This is a genomic window from Actinoplanes sp. CA-051413 (genome assembly GCF_050955795.1).
Classification (GTDB): domain Bacteria; phylum Actinomycetota; class Actinomycetes; order Mycobacteriales; family Micromonosporaceae; genus Actinoplanes.
The window spans coordinates 1,214,541-1,232,887 of record NZ_CP192100.1; the positions used below are offsets into that span (position 1 = coordinate 1,214,541).

At 71.4% G+C, this 18,347-nt stretch carries 18 protein-coding genes; all 18 read left to right on the forward strand.

What is annotated here, in order from left to right:
* Positions 1-6 precede the first annotated feature (6 nt).
* The 18 genes from ACQP2Y_RS05765 to mtrA all read left to right on the forward strand — a co-directional run bounded on the left by ACQP2Y_RS05765 (position 7) and on the right by mtrA (position 18,311).
* Positions 7-1,152, forward strand: coding sequence for an SUKH-3 domain-containing protein (locus ACQP2Y_RS05765; RefSeq protein ID WP_433725242.1), 1,146 nt, complete (start codon positions 7-9; stop codon positions 1,150-1,152).
* A 72-nt stretch (positions 1,153-1,224) separates the two neighbouring features.
* Positions 1,225-2,499, forward strand: a complete 1,275-nt coding sequence (locus ACQP2Y_RS05770; RefSeq protein WP_433725244.1) for a GAF domain-containing protein — start codon at positions 1,225-1,227, stop codon at positions 2,497-2,499.
* 38 nt (positions 2,500-2,537) lie between these two features.
* A complete protein-coding gene (gene adh / locus ACQP2Y_RS05775; RefSeq protein ID WP_433725246.1) occupies positions 2,538-4,061 on the forward strand; it encodes an aldehyde dehydrogenase in 1,524 nt (507 codons plus the stop codon).
* A gap of 3 nt (positions 4,062-4,064) precedes the next feature.
* Positions 4,065-4,439: a DUF779 domain-containing protein gene (locus tag ACQP2Y_RS05780; protein ID WP_433725248.1), complete on the forward strand. Its 375-nt coding sequence runs from the start codon at positions 4,065-4,067 to the stop codon at positions 4,437-4,439.
* Between the two features lie 67 nt (positions 4,440-4,506).
* Positions 4,507-5,187 carry a deoxyribonuclease V gene (gene nfi / locus ACQP2Y_RS05785; protein WP_433725250.1) on the forward strand — a complete coding sequence of 227 codons (681 nt, stop codon included), beginning with the start codon at positions 4,507-4,509 and terminating at the stop codon, positions 5,185-5,187.
* Between the two features lie 78 nt (positions 5,188-5,265).
* Entirely contained in the window at positions 5,266-6,645 is a 1,380-nt protein-coding gene (locus tag ACQP2Y_RS05790) for a phosphomannomutase/phosphoglucomutase (RefSeq protein ID WP_433725252.1), read from the forward strand.
* 47 nt (positions 6,646-6,692) lie between these two features.
* On the forward strand, positions 6,693-6,875 hold the full coding sequence (locus ACQP2Y_RS05795; protein ID WP_212986348.1) for a Trm112 family protein: 183 nt from the start codon (positions 6,693-6,695) through the stop codon (positions 6,873-6,875).
* A complete protein-coding gene (locus ACQP2Y_RS05800; RefSeq protein ID WP_433725254.1) occupies positions 6,875-8,098 on the forward strand; it encodes an SIS domain-containing protein in 1,224 nt (407 codons plus the stop codon). Before ACQP2Y_RS05795 ends, ACQP2Y_RS05800 begins: the two co-directional genes overlap by 1 nt.
* Positions 8,095-9,060: a cation diffusion facilitator family transporter gene (locus ACQP2Y_RS05805; RefSeq protein WP_433725256.1), complete on the forward strand. Its 966-nt coding sequence runs from the start codon at positions 8,095-8,097 to the stop codon at positions 9,058-9,060. The genes ACQP2Y_RS05800 and ACQP2Y_RS05805 overlap by 4 nt, the downstream gene beginning before the upstream one ends.
* 22 nt (positions 9,061-9,082) lie before the next feature.
* Positions 9,083-10,270, forward strand: a complete 1,188-nt coding sequence (manA, locus tag ACQP2Y_RS05810) for a mannose-6-phosphate isomerase, class I (protein ID WP_433725258.1) — start codon at positions 9,083-9,085, stop codon at positions 10,268-10,270.
* A gap of 51 nt (positions 10,271-10,321) precedes the next feature.
* The gene (locus ACQP2Y_RS05815; RefSeq protein ID WP_433725260.1) at positions 10,322-10,741 is read left to right on the forward strand and encodes a GNAT family N-acetyltransferase; all 420 of its coding nucleotides are present in this window, start codon (positions 10,322-10,324) and stop codon (positions 10,739-10,741) included.
* 514 nt (positions 10,742-11,255) lie between these two features.
* Complete coding sequence (gene ahcY / locus ACQP2Y_RS05820; protein WP_433725262.1) at positions 11,256-12,740, forward strand: adenosylhomocysteinase; 1,485 nt, start codon at positions 11,256-11,258, stop codon at positions 12,738-12,740.
* Between the two features lie 249 nt (positions 12,741-12,989).
* Positions 12,990-13,838, forward strand: coding sequence for a helix-turn-helix domain-containing protein (locus ACQP2Y_RS05825; RefSeq protein WP_433725264.1), 849 nt, complete (start codon positions 12,990-12,992; stop codon positions 13,836-13,838).
* 43 nt (positions 13,839-13,881) lie between these two features.
* Positions 13,882-14,082: a DUF397 domain-containing protein gene (locus ACQP2Y_RS05830; RefSeq protein ID WP_433725266.1), complete on the forward strand. Its 201-nt coding sequence runs from the start codon at positions 13,882-13,884 to the stop codon at positions 14,080-14,082.
* A gap of 140 nt (positions 14,083-14,222) precedes the next feature.
* Positions 14,223-15,080: an iron uptake transporter permease EfeU gene (efeU, locus tag ACQP2Y_RS05835; protein WP_433725268.1), complete on the forward strand. Its 858-nt coding sequence runs from the start codon at positions 14,223-14,225 to the stop codon at positions 15,078-15,080.
* Between the two features lie 11 nt (positions 15,081-15,091).
* Positions 15,092-16,234 carry an iron uptake system protein EfeO gene (efeO, locus tag ACQP2Y_RS05840; protein WP_433725270.1) on the forward strand — a complete coding sequence of 381 codons (1,143 nt, stop codon included), beginning with the start codon at positions 15,092-15,094 and terminating at the stop codon, positions 16,232-16,234.
* A gap of 12 nt (positions 16,235-16,246) precedes the next feature.
* Positions 16,247-17,518, forward strand: coding sequence for an iron uptake transporter deferrochelatase/peroxidase subunit (gene efeB / locus ACQP2Y_RS05845; protein ID WP_433725272.1), 1,272 nt, complete (start codon positions 16,247-16,249; stop codon positions 17,516-17,518).
* Between the two features lie 103 nt (positions 17,519-17,621).
* Positions 17,622-18,311: an MtrAB system response regulator MtrA gene (mtrA, locus tag ACQP2Y_RS05850; RefSeq protein ID WP_023358973.1), complete on the forward strand. Its 690-nt coding sequence runs from the start codon at positions 17,622-17,624 to the stop codon at positions 18,309-18,311.
* Positions 18,312-18,347: the final 36 nt, after the last annotated feature.

Genomic DNA, 18,347 nt, shown 5'->3' on the forward strand with positions numbered 1-18,347 from the left:
GGATCGATGACTATGCAGCTGGTGCTGCCCAGCGGTGTGACGTTGCAGCGCCGTGACACTCCGGCGGACGCCCATGACCTGCCGCCGCACGTGCTCGAACGCATCGTGCTGCGCTGGGCGGAGCGCGCCGGCTGCGAGCCCGGGCAGGTGGTGCTGCACGAGGACGAGCTCGGCTGGTCCGTGCAGGCGCCCGGCGTCCGCGCGAGCTACGCCACGTTCGTCGACAAGGTCACCGGCCGGGTGGTGAGCTTCGCCAATCCGGCTTACCTGGACGATCAGTACCGCGAGCAGCTCGACTACGAGCGGGGCGTGCCACCACGACCCGGCTTCGGCGGCGCGGCGGTCGAGACGCCGGGGGTGGTCGCGGAGGTGGCGCTGAAGTCGTCCGCGACCGTGCATGCGAGCAGCGAGCGTACCGGTGAGCCGCCGGAGCTGCATCCGCTCGTGCGGGCCCGGCTCGACGCCGTCCCGGCCCGCGCCCGGGTCCGCGGCGCCGAGTGGCATCCCGAGCTGGTGGCGTTCGGACAGCTCGTGCGCGATCCCGATGACGTCGCCACGCACGTACGGCTGTGGCGGGTGCGGGAGCCGTCCGATCCGCGTCAGGGCCATGCCAACGGCGGACCGTGCGCCACCTGCACCGAGGTCCTCGGTTACCGTCCGCTGTGGCCCTCGGACCGGCCCGGTCGTAAGGCCGGTGACTCCGCCTGGCAACGCCGGCTCGCGCGCCGCCGGTTGCACCGCCGCCCGGCCCCGGCCAAGGAGCGCGTCGCCGAGCGGATCGAGCAGGTGCTGGCCGTCCGCGGGGTCGAGCACGAGCACACGGTCTCCCCGGCTGCGGTCGAGGCGCTCGAGCAGTATCTCGGCGCGGAATCCACTGTCCAGGTGCCCGGCCGCTCGGTGCGTACGGCGCCGTTCCACATCGATCCGGGGTGGGCCGCCGACACCGCCGACACGCTGGGCCGGGTGGCCCGGCGGGTCGGTGCGCCGCTCTTCCCGCTCGGCACCGCCGGCTACGAGGGCCTGCTGGCCATCGACCCGGCGCGGCGGGTGTTCCTGATCGACGAGTCCGGCGAGTGGTCACTCGGCACCGGGCTGCCCGCCGCACTCGACACGCTGCTGCTGGGCCGATCGGCACCCCGGGTCGAAGGCTGATCATGGGCCCGCTGAACAGGTGGTTGTCGTAGGGCGTGATGCCGGTCACGATGGACGGGACTGGAGGTGCGCATGTCCAACCCGTGGCTCGCGCTCGCCCTCGGCACCGACCCCGCGGAACGGATCACCCAGGTGGGCCGGGCCCACGAGCGGTTCGTGACCGGTGAACAACCGGTGACCCAGGTGCGCGACGTGGTGGCCGCGTCCTGGCGGCGCTCGGCCGGCGCGCTGGTCAGCCCGGACAGCACCGCGCCCATCGAGCTGAGCGACGGCGACCTGGAGGCGTACCGGGCCGCGCACCCGCTGGCCCGGGTCCTGCCGATCTTCCGGGACCTGCTCGGCGGGCTGGCCGACGACGGCGACCACCTGATGGCGGTCTGCGACGCGCACGGACGGCTGCTCTGGGTCGAGGGCACCGCGTCGGTGCTGCGCGGCGCCGAGTCGATGAACTTCGTCCCCGGCGCCCGCTGGGACGAGGCGCACGCCGGCACCAATGCCCCAGGCACCGCACTCGCCGTCGACCACCCGCTGCAGATCTTCGCCACCGAGCACTTCAGCCGCGGCGTGCAGCGCTGGACCTGCGCTGCTGCACCGATCCACGACCCGGCGACCGGACGGCTGCTCGGCGCGATCGACGTGACCGGCGGCGACCACCTGGCCAACCCGCACAGCCTCGCGCTGGTCCGGGCGACCGCGCTGGCCGCCGAGGCGTACCTGGGTGCCGGTCAGCCCGCGCGCGGCGCGACGGTGTCGGCCCTGGGCCGCGAGGACGCCGTCCTCTCGATCGGCGGCCGGCCGCACCGGCTGGGCCGCCGGCACTCGGAGCTGCTGGTCCTGCTGTTGCTCCATCCCGAGGGGCGCACCGGCGACCAGCTTGCCGTGGATCTCTACGCCGACGACCTCAACCCGGTGACCGTGCGCGCGGAACTCTCCCGGCTGCGCCGCGTCCTCGGTCCCGAGCTGCTGGACTCGAGGCCCTACCGGCTGCGCGCCGAGGTCGACGCCGACTTCCTGACAGTGACCCGCCTGCTGGAACGCGGCCTGGTCGCCGAGGCTCTGGCCGCCTACGCCGGACCGCTGCTGCCCTCCTCGGACGCCCCCGGCGTGGCCCGGCTGCGCCGCCTGATCGACTCCCGCCTGCGTGACGCCGTGCTGCGCCGCGCCGACCCCGCCCTGATCCAGTCCTGGGTGACCAGCCCCTGGGGCGCCGAGGACCTGTCGATGTGGGAGGCCTACGCCGCCGTCCTGCCACCCCACTCGCCGGCCCTCTCGCTGGCCACCAGGAGGATCGCGTCGCTCACGGCGGAATACGGGCTCGCAACGGTCTTGCAACGTCGCCGTAACTAACGTCGCCCGTACCCGAACTGGTACGGAGGGACACGCGCATGACCATCTATTCCCCGCCCGGATCCGACGGTGCGGTCGTCAGCTACGAATCCCGCTACGACCACTGGATCGGTGGCGAGTACGTACCTCCTGTCAAGGGTCAGTACTTCGAGAACCCCTCGCCGGTGAACGGCCAGAACTTCTGTGAGATCGCCCGGGGCACCGCCGACGACGTCGAGCGGGCCCTCGATGCGGCGCACGGCGCGGCCGACGCCTGGGGCCGCACGTCCGTCTCCGAGCGGGCGAACATCCTCAACAAGATCGCCGACCGGATGGAGGCGAACCTCGAGCAGCTCGCCGTCGCCGAGACCTGGGAGAACGGCAAGCCGGTCCGCGAGACCATGGCCGCCGACATCCCGCTGGCCATCGACCACTTCCGCTACTTCGCCGGTGCGCTGCGGGCCCAGGAGGGCACCCTCGGCGAGATCGACGACGACACCGTGGCCTACCACTTCCACGAGCCGCTCGGCGTGGTCGCCCAGATCATCCCGTGGAACTTCCCGATCCTGATGGCGGTCTGGAAGCTGGCGCCCGCGCTGGCCGCCGGCAACGCCGTCGTGCTCAAGCCGGCCGAGCAGACCCCGGCGTCCATCCACTACTGGATGTCGCTGGTCGCCGACCTGCTGCCGCCGGGCGTGGTGAACATCGTCAACGGCTTCGGCGTCGAGGCCGGCAAGCCGCTGGCCTCCTCGAACCGGGTGGCCAAGGTGGCGTTCACCGGCGAGACCACCACCGGCCGGCTGATCATGCAGTACGCCTCCGAGAACATCATCCCGGTGACCCTGGAGCTCGGCGGCAAGAGCCCGAACATCTTCTTCGACGACGTCAGCGCGCAGGACGACGACTTCATGGACAAGGCGCTCGAGGGCTTCTCGATGTTCGCCCTGAACCAGGGTGAGGTCTGCACCTGCCCGTCGCGCGCGCTGATCCAGCAGGGCCACTACTCCGACTTCCTCGCCGCGGGCGTCAAGCGCGTGGAGAACATGAAGCAGGGCAACCCGCTGGACACCGACACCCAGGTCGGCGCGCAGGCCTCCAACGACCAGCTGGAGAAGATCCTGTCGTACTTCGACATCGGCCGGCAGGAGGGCGCCAAGGTGCTCATCGGTGGGGCCCGGGCCGACCTCGGCGGGGACCTGGCCGGCGGCTACTACGTGCAGCCGACCGTCTTCGAGGGCGCCAACTCGATGCGGATCTTCCAGGAGGAGATCTTCGGCCCGGTGGTGTCGGTGACCTCGTTCTCCGACTACGCCGACGCGATCAAGACCGCCAACGACACCCTGTACGGCCTCGGCGCCGGAGTGTGGACCCGGGACTCGAACACCGCGTACCGGGCGGGCCGGGCGATCAAGGCCGGCCGGGTGTGGACCAACTGCTACCACCTGTACCCGGCGCACGCGGCGTTCGGCGGCTACAAGCAGTCCGGCATCGGCCGCGAGAACCACAAGATGATGCTGGACCACTACCAGCAGACCAAGAACCTGCTGGTCAGCTACTCGCCCAAGGCCATGGGATTCTTCTAGGCCATGGGAGCCCGAGTAGACGTGACACCCGCGGCGGCCGACCTGATCCGGTCGCTGCGGGGACAGCACGGCCCGCTGATGTTCCATCAGTCCGGCGGCTGCTGCGACGGCAGCGCCCCGATGTGTTACCCGGAGGGCGAGTTCCGTACCGGTGGAAGCGATGTGCTGCTCGAGGAGCTGCACATCGATGGCGTGGCCGAACCGGTGTCCTTCTGGATGAGCACCTCGCAGTTCGAGGCCTGGCGGCACACCCACCTCACCGTGGACGTGGTGCCGGGCCGGGGCAGCGGCTTCAGTCTGGAGGCGCCCGAGGGGGTGCGTTTCCTGATCCGCAGCCGCATCCTCACACCCGAGGAACTGGCGGCGCTGCCGTCTTGAAGAGGCCGGGCCGGGCGGCAGGAAACTGCCGGCCGGCCGGGTCCTCACTGCTATAGCGTCTCCGGCCATGACCGACTGGCCGCGTACCGAAGCCGAGGCGCTGGCTGTGCAGGATGCCCTCCGGTCGCGGCTGCTGGGCGGGCCCGGACCGCAGCGACCGGCGACGGTCGCGGGCCTGGACGTGGCCTACCACGAGGACGGCGAGCGGCTCGCGGCGGCGATCGTCGTGCTGGACACCGCTGACCACCGCGTCGTGGACATGGCCGTCGTGCAGGGCCGGGCGGCTTTCCCGTACGTGCCCGGACTGTTCGCCTTCCGGGAGATCCCCGCGCTGCTGACGGCCCTGGACCGGCTCACCATGCGACCCGACGTGCTGATCTGCGACGGCCACGGACTGGCGCATCCCCGGCGCTTCGGGCTTGCCTGCCACCTGGGCGTGCTCACCGGCCTGCCGTCGTTCGGCGTCGGCAAGACCCCGCTGGTGGGCAGCTGGGAGCCGCCCGGTGAGCGCCGCGGCGACCGGTCCGAGCTCGTCGACGACGGCGAGACCGTGGGCGCCGTGCTGCGGACCCGGGACGCGGTGAAGCCGGTCTTCGTCTCGGTCGGGCACCGGATGGACCTCGACACCGCCTGCGCGCTCACCCTCGGGCTCACACCACGCTTCCGGTTGCCGGAGACGACACGGGCCGCCGACCGGGCCTGCCGGGACGGATTGCGGCAGCCGGATGTAACAGTCCCGAGACGGTGACGCCACGCTGTTGCGACCCGGCGGTCACCCTGGCTCCGATAGTGTCGGCGGGTCGAACATCGTGCCGAGGAGTGACCGTTGTCTGATCTGTCCCAGCTCGTCAAGGCGTACGACGTCCGTGGCGTCGTGCCCGACCAGCTCAACGAGACCGTGGCCCGGGCCCTGGGCACGGCGTTCGTGGAGATGCTCCGCGAGTCGGGGGACGACGCGGACCGGATCGTGCTGGCCCACGACATGCGCGAGACCGGCCCCGCGCTGGTCGCCGCGTTCTCCGCCGGGGCCAACTCGGCCGGCGCCACCGTCGTGCACACCGGTCTCGGCTCGACCGACCAGCTGTACTACGCCTCGGGCGTGCTCGGCCTGCCCGGCGCCATGTTCACCGCCAGCCACAACCCGGCCAAGTACAACGGCATCAAGCTGTGCCGGGCCGGCGCCCGCCCGGTGGGCCAGGACAGCGGCCTGATCATCGTCCGGCAGCGCGCCGAGGAGCTGCTCAACGACATCGACGCGGTGGGCGAGGTGCCGCCGGCGATCGAGCACCGCGACCTGCTCGCCGACTACGCCCGGCACCTGCGCGGGCTGGTCGATCTCTCCGGCATCCGGCCGCTGAAGGTCGTCGTCGACGCCGGCAACGGCATGGGCGGTCACACCGTGCCGGCCGTGCTCGGCGACCAGGAGCTGGCCGCGCTGCCGCTGGAGATCGTGCCGCTCTACTTCGAGCTGGACGGCTCGTTCCCGAACCACGAGGCCAACCCGCTGGACCCGGCCAACCTGGTGGATCTGCAGGCCGCCGTCCGCGAGCACGGCGCCGACCTGGGCCTGGCCTTCGACGGCGACGCCGACCGCTGCTTCGTGGTGGACGAGAACGGCGACCCGGTCTCCCCGTCGGCCATCACCGCGCTGGTGGCCAAGCGGGAGCTGGCCAAGTTCCCGGGCAGCACGGTCATCCACAACGTGATCACCTCGGCCGCGGTGCCCGAGATCATCACCGAGAACGGTGGCGTCCCGGTCCGCAGCCGGGTCGGCCACTCCTTCATCAAGGCGGAGATGGCCCGCACCAACGCGGTCTTCGGCGGCGAGCACTCGGCCCACTACTACTTCCGTGACTTCTGGTTCGCCGACACCGGCATGCTCGCCGCGATGCACGTGCTCGCCGCGCTCGGTGGCCAGCCGCAGCCGCTGTCGCAGTTCGCGGCCGAGTTCGAGCGCTACGCCGCCTCCGGTGAGATCAACTCCACGGTGGCCGACGCGCCCGCCAAGATCGCCGAGGTCCGCGCCGCGTTCGCCGACGCCACGCTGGACGAGCTCGACGGCATGACCCTGCGGCTCAGCGACGGCGCCTGGTTCAACCTGCGTGCCTCCAACACCGAGCCGCTGCTGCGGCTGAACGTGGAAGCGCCGAAGCCGGACCGGATGGCGGCCCTGCGCGACCAGGTGCTCGCCATCGTTCGCGGTTAGGATCACCTGGATCCGCAAAGCCCGCGCACGTTATAAGGAGCCGTTCGGTGGCCCTCGACCCGCAGTTGCTGGAGATTCTGGCCTGCCCGGACACACACCACGCGCCGCTGGAGTACGACGCCGGCGCGCAGACGCTGACCTGCACCGAGTGCGGACGCGTCTTCCCGGTGCGTGACGACATCCCGGTTCTCCTCCTGGACGAGGCGATCACCGAAGGGAAGGCCTCCTGATGGCGGGTCCGTTCGAGGGAGCGGCCGGCCTGACCGGGCGCCGGGTGGCCGACGAGGCGCTGCTCTCCGACGAGAAGGCGATGCTCGAGAACGACCCGGGCGGCATGCTGCGGGCCACCGCGTCCGCCGGCGCCCAGGTCCGGGAGTCGGCCGCGCTGGCCGCCGAGGCCAACCTGAGCGTGCTCGCCGACGAGGGCCGGCCCCGCGCCGTCGTCGTCGCCGGCATCGGCACCGCCGGCCTGACCGGTGACATCCTGGCCACCGTCGCGGGCCCGCGCTGCCCGGTCCCGGTCATCGGGCACCGCAGCGCCGGGGTCCCCGGCTGGGTCGGCGCGGCCGACGTGGTCATCGCGGTCTCGGCCAGCGGTCGCAGCCCCGAGGCGCTGGCCGCCGCGGACGCCGCCGCCCGCCGCGGCGCGCGCCTGGTGGCCATCGGCAACCCCGACTCCGAGCTCCAGGCCATGGCCGAGCGCGCCCGGGCCCCGTTCATCCCGGTGCCGCGGCGCGCCCCGGCCCGGGCCAGCCTCTGGGGCCTGGCCGTGCCGGTGCTGCTGGCCGCCCGCAGCCTGGGCCTGGTCAAGGTCAACGAGGCCGACCTGGCCGAGACCGCCGCCCGGCTGGACGCCGACGCCGAGCGCTGCCGGGCCGGGGCCGAGTCCTTCGTCAACCCGGCGAAGTCGCTGGCGCTGGGCCTGGCCGGCTCGATCCCGATCGTGTGGGGCTCGTCCCCGCTGGCCACGGTCGCCGCCCGGCGCTTCGCCGACACCCTGGCCGCCAACGCCCGCTATCCGGTGATGGCCGGTGCGCTGGGCGAGGCCGGCCGCGGCCGGGTCGGCCTGCTCGACGGGCCGTTCGGCGGCCTGGCCGAGTCGTCGCGCGACATCTTCGCCGACCCGGACGAGCTCGAGGAGCTCAGCACCCGGCTGCGGCTGGTGGTGCTGCGCGACGGCGGTCTCAATCCCGAGGAGGAGGCCGACGAGCCGGTGGCCGTCGAGGAGCGCCGCGCGGACGCGGTGCAGACCCTCGCGGAGCGCCGCGGCGTGCGCTGCGACGTGGTCACCGCCGAGGGCGGCTCGGCCCTGGAGCGGCTCGCGTCGCTGGTCGCGGTCCCCGACTTCGCCTCGATCTACCTGGCGCTGGCCCACGGCCTGGACCCGATGGCCGTGCCGGCCATCAACGAGATGAAGGAGCTGAGCAACCCGATGCCGGAGGGACTCCAGTGAGCGCGGGCGGCGGCACCAAGGCGATCATCGCCGCCCTCGCGGCGAACCTGGGCATCGCGGCCACCAAGTTCGTGGCCTGGCTGCTGACCAGTTCGTCGTCGATGCTGGCCGAGTCCATCCACTCGGTCGCCGACTCCGGCAACCAGGCGCTGCTGCTGCTCGGCGGCAAGCGCGCGCAGCGCAAGGCCACCCCGGAACACCCCTTCGGGTACGGCCGGGAGCGCTACATCTACGCGTTCATCGTCTCCATCGTGCTGTTCAGCGTCGGCGGCCTGTTCGCGCTGTACGAGGCGTACCACAAGATCCAGGAGAAGGAGGGCATCCACGAGTGGCAGTGGGTGCCGGTGACCGTCCTGATCGTGGCGATCGGCCTGGAGAGCTACTCGTTCCGGACGGCCATCAAGGAGTCCAACCACACCCGCGGCAAGACCTCCTGGGTCAACTTCGTGCGCCGGGCCAAGGCTCCGGAGCTGCCGGTGGTGCTGCTGGAGGACGCGGGCGCGCTGCTCGGCCTGGTGTTCGCGCTGTTCGGCGTGGTGCTGACCCTGATCACCGGCAACGGCGTCTGGGACGGCATCGGCACGGCGGCGATCGGCCTGCTGCTGGTGACCATCGCCGCCATCCTGGCCCTGGAGACCAAGAGCCTGCTGCTCGGCGAGGGCGCCAACCCGGAGGACGTCGCCAAGATCCAGCAGGCGATCATGGCCGGACCCGGCGTCGAGCGGATCATCCACATGAAGACGCTGCACCTGGGCCCCGAGGAGCTGCTGGTGGCCGCGAAGATCGCGGTGCAGCCGTCGGAGCTCGCCGCGGACGTGGCCCGGCACATCAACGAGACCGAGTCGCGGATCCGCGAGGCGCTGCCCATCGCCCGCGTCATCTACCTGGAGCCCGACATCTACCACCCGCAGGCCGGGGCGACCTCGGCGGCCGAGGCCGGCACCCTGCCCGCGACGGCGTAACTCTTCACGAAACGGGGCGGCTGTGGCTGCTGTTCTCCCCCTGCGGGGTGTCATCCGGCCGTACGCCTGGGGCTCGCGGAGCGCGCTGGCCGAGCTGCAGGGCCGGCCGGCGCCCACCGACGCTCCCGAGGCGGAGCTGTGGCTGGGCGCCCATCCGGGTGACCCGTCCACGGTGACCGGGCCGGACGGCCCGGTCAGCCTGGCTGCGCTGATCGGTGACGACCCGAAGGGTCAGCTGGGCGCCGAGGTCGCCGACGAGTTCGGGGCCCGGCTGCCGTACCTGATGAAGGTGCTGGCCGCCGAGGCGCCGCTGTCGCTGCAGGCCCACCCCGATGCCGAATACGCGAAGCAGGCGTACGCGGCCCAGGAGGCCGACCCGCAGGCGCCGCGCAACTACACGGACGCGCACCACAAGCCGGAGATGCTGGTCGCGCTCACGCCGTTCGACGCGCTCTGCGGCTTCCGGGCCCCGGACGTGTCCGCGGCGGTCCTGGAGGGTCTGCGCATCCCGCGCCTGGCCCCCGTGGTCGCGGCCCTGCGGGCTGGTCCGGCCGGGCTGCGCGACGCCGTCCAGGAGCTGCTGACCTGGCCGGCGGACGACCGCGCGGCTCTGATCGGGGACGTGCTCACGGCGGCCCGCGCCGACGGCGAGTACGCCCAGAGCTACGCCCTCGCTCGCGACCTGGCCGGCCGCTACCCGGACGACCCGGGTGTGCTGGTCGCCCTGCTGCTCAACCAGGTCCGCCTGGCGCCGGGGGAGGCGATCTACATGCCGGCCGGCAACCTGCACGCCTACCTGAGCGGCACGGGTGTCGAGATCATGGCGGCCAGCGACAACGTCCTGCGCGGCGGGCTGACCCCGAAGCGGGTGGACGTCGACGAGTTGCTGCGCGTGCTGCGCTTCGAGGTCCTGGCCGAGCCGATCCTGCCGGCGACGCAGATCGCGCCGGGCGTGCAGACGTGGCCGGTGCCGGTGCGCGAGTTCGTGCTCTACCGGCTGGAGCTCGCGCCGGCCGGCCCGCCGCTGCCGCTGCCGGGGGAGGGGCCGCGCATCGTCCTGGGCGTCCGTGGCGACGTGTTCGTGGCCGAGGCGGTCGACGGCACGCCGGTCGAGGTGACGCCCGGTACGGCGGCCTACGTCCCGGCCGAGACGGGTCCGGCCACGGTGGCCGGCGTCGGCGAGGTCTTCGTGGCGGCCGTCGCTTCCTGACCCGTACGCGCTCGCGGCGACCGGGCGGAGGGCTCTGCGAGGATTTCTCGCATGGGTAGTGCTGAGAACATCGACATCCGCCCGGGCACCGTCGAGGACGTGCCGATCGTGCTGGGGTTGCTCGACAAGGCGGTCCGCTGGCTGGTGGCGCGGGGCCGGCCCGGTCAGTGGGGCACGGAACCGCTGTCCGCCCGGCCCCAGCTGCACGCCTCGACCAGCGACGCGGCCCGGGCCGGCAACCTGTTCCTGGCGTACCTCGGCGGGCAGCCGGTGGGTGCGCTGACGGTGGGCAATACGCCCGCCTACGTCCCGCCGGCTCCGGAGCCCGAGCTGTACGTGAACCTCCTGGTCACCGATCGCGACCACCCGGGACACAACGTCGGCGGACGGCTGCTGGACCACGCCCGGCAGCTGGGCCGGGCGCGTGGGGCAGTCCTGCTGCGGGTGGACTGCTACGCCGGCGACGACTAGGCGCTGATCCGCTACTACGAAGGTCAGGGATTCCAGCGGGTCAGTCTGTTCGAGGTCGCCCGGGACAACGCGGCCGCCTGACCGGGGCAGCTGCTTCAGGACCGCCTCGATGACGCGCCGTCACCCGCTGCGGACGCCACGACTTAAGGATTCGACCCGAAATTTGCCGATTTGCTTGACATGGCGTGTGCGGAGTGTGAATCTATAAACACGCAGCGTCATTGGTGATCGGGGGGTCCCACGGACGCGCGCGGTACCAAACCGGGGGGATGAACGGGGCGGCGGATCTTCGGATCCGTCGCCCCGTTCGCTGTCCGGAAGATCCTCCCGGCGGCTGGGTGACAGGGCGCGACGCCACGCCGGCCGGGCCGGGGTGCCGGTCCAGCCGGTGCTGCGGGTGTCGAGTTTGTGCGCGTACCGGAAAAGAACTGGCCCTTGCTCGTTCTCCAGGTGAAGCCGGGCCGTCGGCGTAATGTTGACGGCTGCCTTGACCCCCGTCTCTGGAGGAGCATGGATGACCAGCACACTCCCCGCCGCCGGTGCGCAGCGCCCGAAGACCGTCGCCGAGGGCGACTACAAGGTCGCGGACCTCTCCCTCGCCGCCTTCGGTCGGAAGGAGATCGAGCTGGCCGAGCACGAGATGCCCGGCCTGATGTCGCTGCGCAAGGAGTACGGCCCGGGTCAGCCGCTGCGGGGCGCGCGGGTGACCGGTTCGCTGCACATGACGATCCAGACCGCGGTCCTCATCGAGACGCTGACCGCGCTGGGTGCCCAGGTCCGCTGGGCCTCCTGCAACATCTTCTCCACCCAGGACCACGCCGCCGCCGCGATCGTCGTCGGCCCGGACGGCACCCCCGAGGCCCCGGCCGGGGTGCCCGTCTACGCCTGGAAGGGCGAGACGCTGGAGGAGTACTGGTGGTGCACCGAGCAGGTGCTGCGCTGGCCGGATGGCGAGGGTCCCAACATGATCCTCGACGACGGCGGTGACGCCACCCTGCTGGTGCACAAGGGCGCCGAGTTCGAGAAGCTCGGGTCGGTCCCGGCCGCGGACACCGCCGACTCGGAGGAGTACGCGGTGATCCTCGGCGTGCTCGCCCGTTCGCTGCGCGAGGACGACCGGCGCTGGACCCGGATCGCCGCCGGCATCAAGGGCGTCACCGAGGAGACCACCACCGGCGTGCACCGCCTGTACGAGATGCAGCAGCAGGGCACGCTGCTGTTCCCGGCGATCAACGTCAACGACTCGGTCACCAAGAGCAAGTTCGACAACAAGTACGGCTGCCGGCACTCGCTGATCGACGGCATCAACCGGGCCACCGACGTGCTGATCGGCGGCAAGGTGGCGGTGGTCTTCGGCTACGGCGACGTCGGCAAGGGCTGCGCCGAGTCGCTACGCGGCCAGGGGGCCCGGGTCATCGTCACCGAGGTCGACCCGATCTGCGCGCTGCAGGCCGCGATGGACGGCTACCAGGTCGCCACCATGGACGACGTGGTCGAGACGACCGACATCTTCGTCACCGCGACCGGCTGCTTCAACGTCATCACGGCGGAGCACATGGCCCGGATGAAGCACCAGGCCATCGTCGGCAACATCGGGCACTTCGACAACGAGATCGACATGGCCGGCCTGGCCCGGCGCGCCGACGTGCGGCGGATCAATATCAAGCCGCAGGTCGACGAGTGGAAGTTCGCCGACGGGCACTCGGTGATCGTGCTCTCCGAGGGCCGCCTGCTGAACCTGGGCAATGCGACCGGGCACCCGTCGTTCGTGATGAGCAACAGCTTCTCGAACCAGACGATCGCCCAGATCGAGCTGTTCACCAAGACCGACGGATACCCGGTCGGCGTCTACGTGCTGCCCAAGCACCTGGACGAGAAGGTCGCCCGGCTGCACCTGGGCGCGCTCGGGGTCAAGCTCACCGAGCTGACCAAGGAGCAGGCCTCGTACCTGGGGATCGCGGTCGAGGGCCCGTACAAGCCCGACCACTACCGCTACTGACTGTGGGAACCGCCGGTTCGTGGAAAAGCGAACCGGCGGTTGCCGCCACCGGTCCGCTTCCCTGTCTGCCGGCCACCCCCGCAGGCGGCCCGCAGGTGGCCGCAGCAACCCGCGGCCTGGTGCGCTGCCTCCCGCCCGGCGACCCGCACCAAAGTCTGCCTTCCCCTCCCATTACGACACGGTCCGGGCTCCACTGCAAGTGCATATAGTGTCGTGCAAGTTGCAGTCAGTCACCGGTACGGTGGTCCCGTGGCGAGGCCGACATCGATGGCCGCACGCCGGGAGCTCGGCGCCGAGCTGCGCCGGCTGCGCGGTGAGCGCCGGGGTGCCGAGGTCGTGGCTCTGCTCGGCTGGTCCGAGTCCAAGCTGAGCCGGATCGAGACGGCCCGGACCGGGATCAGCGAGGCGGACCTCGACCGGCTGCTCCGGCTCTACGCGGGTACGCCGGGGGAGCAGTCCCGCCTGCGTGACCTGGCCCGGCGCGGACGGGCCCGGGTCTGGTGGGCGCCCTACCGCTCATCGGTCGCCGAGCCCTACGACGAGTACGTGGCGTTCGAGGCCGAGGCCGTCGTCATCTGCGAGTGGGAGGCGCAGGTGGTGCCCGGGCTGCTGCAGACCGACGAGTACGCGCACGCGGTCATCGAGGTGGGCGCCGACCTGGACGACCCGGAGACGGTGCAGCAGCGGACCGCCCTGCGCATGGCCCGGCAGAGCGTGCTCACCCGCGACCCGCCGCCACGGCTCTGCGTGGTCCTCGACGAGTCGGCCCTGCACCGCGAGGTCGGCGGTCGTGACGTGCTGCGCCGCCAGGTGCAGCGGCTCTACGACGCCAGCCAGCGGCCCGGCGTCGAGCTGCACGTGCTCCCGTTCGCCGCGGGCGCGCACGCCGCGCTGGGCGAGGCGTTCGTCATCTTCGAATTCGGCGACTCCGAGCGGGCGCCGGTCGTGCACAGCGAGGACCTGGTCGGCGGCCAGTTGCGCACCAAAGACGCGCACGTGCGGGTCTACCGGGAGGCTTTCGCCGATCTCCGGCGGCGGGCGCTGACAGTGGACGAGACTCGGGATCTGATCGCTCGAACGGGGGATGGCCTGCGGTAGCCGATGGGCGTTACCCGAGGCGAGTATTCATCCGCGGAAGGGCATGACATTGCAGAACCAAGGCTTGACCTGGCGAAAGAGCACCCGTAGCGCCGCCGCCGGGCACTGTGTGGAGATCGCCTCGGCCGCCGCCGCGGTGTTCGTCCGGGACTCCAAGGACGTCGCCGGGCCGGTCCTGGAGTTCGGGCCCCGGGACTGGGCCGACTTCCTGGGCGGCGTCCGCGAGGGCCGCTTCGACCGCTGATCTCCGAGCAGGGCGGTTCTCCGGCGGAGGGCCGCCCTGACGTGTGACCGGCCCGATAGCGGCTCAGCTTGACGGATGTGGTTCGCCCGTGACTAAGGTATGCCGAGCCTTACTTAGGGATGCCTTAGCGACGGAGTGCCATGCTCGCCACCTACCTCATCGGCCTGCGTGAGGGGTTGGAAGCCACCCTGGTGGTCAGCATCCTCATCGCGTTCCTGGTGAAGTCCGACCGCAAGGACCGCCTCGTCCAGGTCTGGTCCGGCGTCGGGCTCGCCGTGGCGCTGTCGGTCTTCTTCGGCTGGCTGCTCAGCTACACCTCGACCACCCTGCTGCAGAAGTACGAGCACCGCGAGCTGTTCGAGGCGATCACCTCGATCCTGGCCGTGGTCTTCGTGACCTGGATGATCTTCTGGATGCGCAAGGCCGCCCGCTCGATCGCCGGTGAGCTGCGCGGCAAGCTCCATGACGCGCTGGAGGTCGGCTCGATCGCGGTGGCCGTGATGGCCTTCCTGGCCGTCGTCCGCGAGGGCCTCGAGACCTCGCTGATCTTCTACTCCGCCGTGCAGGGCGCCGCCGACAACAGCCGCCCGCTCTACGCGCTGCTGGTCGGCATCGCGTCCGCGGTCGTCATCGGCTACCTGATGTACGCGACCGCGGTGCGGATCAACCTCTCGGTCTTCTTCACCTGGACGGGCGCCCTGCTCATCCTGGTCGCCGCCGGCATCCTCAAATACGGCGTGCACGACTTCCAGGAGGCCAACGCCCTGCCCGGCCTCAACAACCTGGCGTACGACATCAGCGGCGTGCTCGACCCCTCGGCCTGGTACACCGCCCTGCTGACCGGCATGTTCAACATCACCCCGACCGCGTCGGTGCTCGAGACGATCGCCTGGGCCGCGTACGGCATCCCGGTGCTCGTGCTCTTCCTCCGGCCGGCGCGCAAGAAGGCGCCGGTCGTCACCCCAGAACCCACCCCGGCGCCCGCGCCGCAGCAGTAGGAGCCCCGTCCATGCGTACCACCCGAATCCTCGCGCTCGCCGCGGTCGGCGTCCTCGGCGGCGCCCTGGCCGCGTGCGGCGGCGACAAGGCCGACGACACCGCCGCCGGTGCCACGGGCGGGCCGATCACCGTCAAGGCCTCCGACACGGCCTGCGAGGTCGCCCGGAACCAGGCCGACGCCGGCACCAGCGTCTTCACCATCACCAACGGCGGCAACAAGGTCACCGAGTTCTACGTGTACGCCCCCGGCGACCGGGTCATGGGCGAGGTGGAGAACATCGCTCCCGGCCTCACCCGCGAGCTGCACGTGGAGCTGCCGGCCGGCTCGTACGAGACCGCCTGCAAGCCCGGCATGAGCGGCAAGGGCATCCGCGCCGCGCTGACCGTCGCCGGCTCCTCGGCCCCGCTGACCGACGACGCCAAGCTCGCCGACGCCACCGCCAGCTACTCGCGCTACATCAAGAGCCAGACCGCCGCGCTGCTGCCCAAGACCGAGGAGTTCGTGGCCGCGGTCAAGGCCGGCGAGGTCGACAAGGCCAAGGCGCTGTTCCCGGTGACCCGGACGTACTGGGAGCGCATCGAGCCGGTCGCGGAGATCTTCGGTGACCTCGACCCGAAGATCGACGGCCGCGAGGAGGTCATCGAGGAGGGCATGGAGTTCACCGGCTTCCACCGCCTCGAGAAGGACCTGTGGGCGGCCAAGCCGGACGTCTCCAAGGACGGCCCGATCGCCGACCGGCTGCTCGTCGACGTCAAGGAGATCGTGGCCAAGGCCAACGCCGAGAAGCTCTCCCCGCTGCAGCTGGCCAACGGCGCCAAGGGCCTGCTGGACGAGGTCGCCACCGGCAAGATCACCGGCGAGGAGGACCGCTACTCGCACACCGACCTGTGGGATTTCAACGCCAACGTCGAGGGTTCCAAGGCCGCCATCGCGTCGCTGCGCCCGGTCCTCGAGGAGCGTGACCCCGCGCTGGTCAAGACGCTCGACACCGAGTTCGCCAACGTGGACACCACGCTGGCGAAGTACCGCGACGGCGACGGCTGGAAGCTGCACAACACCCTCAGCGAGGCCGACCTGAAGGGTCTCTCCGACGCGATCAACGCGCTCGCCGAGCCCATCAGCAAGGTCGCCGCGGTCGTCTCGAAGAAGTAGGGGGACCCCTCGATGTCGGACAGCATCGTTTCGCGCCGGCGGGCCATCGCGCTCGCCGGCGTCGGCGTGGCCGGGGTGGCCGGTGCCACCGCCGTCGGTGGCGCCCTGGTCAAGGGCGCATCCGCGGAAGGGCCGCACCCCGTCGAGGGCGCGGTCGCGTTCACCGGCGAGCACCAGGCCGGCATCGTCACCCCCGCCCAGGACCGGCTGCACTTCGTCGCGTTCGACGTCATCACCAAGGACCGCGACCGCCTGATCAGCATGCTCAAGGAATGGACCGCCGCGGCGGCCCGGATGACCGCCGGGCGCGACGCCGGCGAGATCGGCGCGGTCGGCGGCATCCCTGAGGCGCCGCCGGACGACACCGGCGAGGCGCTCGGACTGCCGCCCTCGGCGCTGACCATCACGGTCGGCTTCGGCCCCACGCTGTTCCGCGACGCCACCGGCAAGGACCGCTTCGGCATCGCCGCGAAGCGCCCGGAGGCGCTGGCCGACCTGCCGCACTTCCCGGGCGACCGGCTGGACGACAGCATCTCCGGCGGCGACCTGTGCGTGCAGGCGTGCGCCAACGACCCGCAGGTGGCCGTGCACGCGATCCGCAACCTGGCCCGGATCGGCATGGGCGTGGTCAGCGTGCGCTGGTCGCAGCTCGGCTTCGGGCGTACGTCGTCGACGTCCACGACGCAGGCGACCCCGCGCAACCTGTTCGGTTTCAAGGACGGCACCGCCAACCTCAAGCTCGAGGAGACCGAGCTGCTGCGCGACCACCTGTGGGTGCAGCCGGGCGACGGTCCCGACTGGATGACCGGCGGGTCGTACCTGGTGAGCCGCAAGATCCGGATGATCGTCGAGACCTGGGACCGCTCCTCGCTGGCCGAGCAGGAGATGATCGTCGGCCGGCGCAAGGGTTCCGGCGCGCCGCTGGGCAAGACCGGCGAGTTCGAGGAGCCCGATCTCGACGCGCGCGGTGCCGACGGTGAGCCGGTGCTGGCCGTGAACTCACACGTCCGGCTGGCCCACCCGAAGTCGAACGGCGGGGCCCGGCTGCTGCGCCGCGGCTACAACTTCGTGGACGGCTCGGACGGCCTGGGCCGGCTCGACGCGGGACTTTTCTTCATCGCGTACCAGCGTGACCCCCGCAAGCAGTTCGTGCCGATCCAGCGCAACCTGTCGCGGACCGACGAGATGAACGAGTACCTCAAACCGGTCTCCCAGGCGCTGTTCGCCTGCCCGCCCGGCGTGACCGGACCGGCGGACTTCTGGGGCCGCGCGCTCTTCTCATAGCCTGGATTTTCGGGCGCCGGCGGGCCATGATCAGCAGCACCGCCGGCGCATGATCGCCGGGCGGTCACACGGGCCTGAAGGGGACAGTGCAATATTGGATCGCATGAGAGCCCGGGTACTCGTCGTCGATGACGACCCAGCGCTGGCCGAGATGCTCGGCATCGTCCTGCGCAGCGAAGGTTTCCTGCCCTCCTTCGTCGCCGACGGTGAGCGCGCACTGGCGGCGTTCCGGGAGAGCCGGCCCGACATCGTCCTGCTCGACCTGATGCTGCCCGGCATGAGCGGCATCGACGTGGCGCGGGCGATCCGCACCGAGTCCGGCATCCCGATCGTCATGCTGACCGCCAAGAGCGACACGGTCGACGTGGTGCTCGGCCTCGAGTCCGGCGCCGACGACTACGTCGTCAAGCCGTTCAAGCCCAAGGAGCTGGTCGCGCGGATGCGCGCCCGGTTGCGCCGGGGCGAGGACGCCGCGCCCGAGATGCTCACCATCGGACCGCCCGGCAACCAGATCACCATCGACGTGCCCGCGCACACCGTCTCCCGCGACGGCGAGGAGGTGAAGCTGACGCCGCTCGAGTTCGACCTGCTGGTCGCCCTCGCCCGCAAGCCGCGTCAGGTCTTCACCCGCGAGGTGCTGCTGGAGCAGGTCTGGGGTTACCGGCACGCGGCCGACACCCGGCTGGTCAACGTGCACGTCCAGCGGCTGCGCGCCAAGATCGAGCCGGACCCGGAGCGGCCGGAGATCATCCTTACGGTGCGAGGTGTCGGGTACAAGGCGGGCACCGGTTAGGAGCTCCCAGGGGCTAACCTTGCCCCCGATGCATGC